The organism is Mesorhizobium sp. M2E.F.Ca.ET.219.01.1.1 (assembly GCF_004016445.2).
Taxonomy (GTDB): Bacteria; Pseudomonadota; Alphaproteobacteria; order Rhizobiales; family Rhizobiaceae; genus Mesorhizobium.
Genome location: NZ_SADT02000305.1, coordinates 1 through 279 on the forward strand (window position 1 = coordinate 1; position 279 = coordinate 279).

General features: G+C 64.2%; 1 protein-coding gene. It reads right to left on the minus strand.

What is annotated here, in order from left to right; genetic code table 11:
- On the minus strand, positions 1 to 279 hold a 279-nt coding region (locus tag EN862_RS35940; RefSeq protein WP_210235712.1), incomplete at both ends, for a chemotaxis protein CheB.

Below are 279 nucleotides of genomic sequence, written 5' to 3' on the forward strand. Positions count from 1 at the left end.
TTCGGCTCGATCTCGATACCCTCGGCCGCCGTCTCGGTTGCGATCGAGGTGCAGCGCTGGATGATGCTTGCCAGCACGCTTTCGTGCTCGGCGTCGAGGTGCTGGATGACCACATAGGCAAAGCCGCTGCCGGCCGGGACTTCGGGGAAGAATTTCTGTAGCGCCCCGATGCCGCCGGCCGAGGCGCCGATGCCGACGATGGGGAAGGACCCGTCGGCAGACGCTGTCGCGCCGGCATCCGGTTTACTTCGCCTTTTCCTTCCTGTTGCCTTCTTCGAT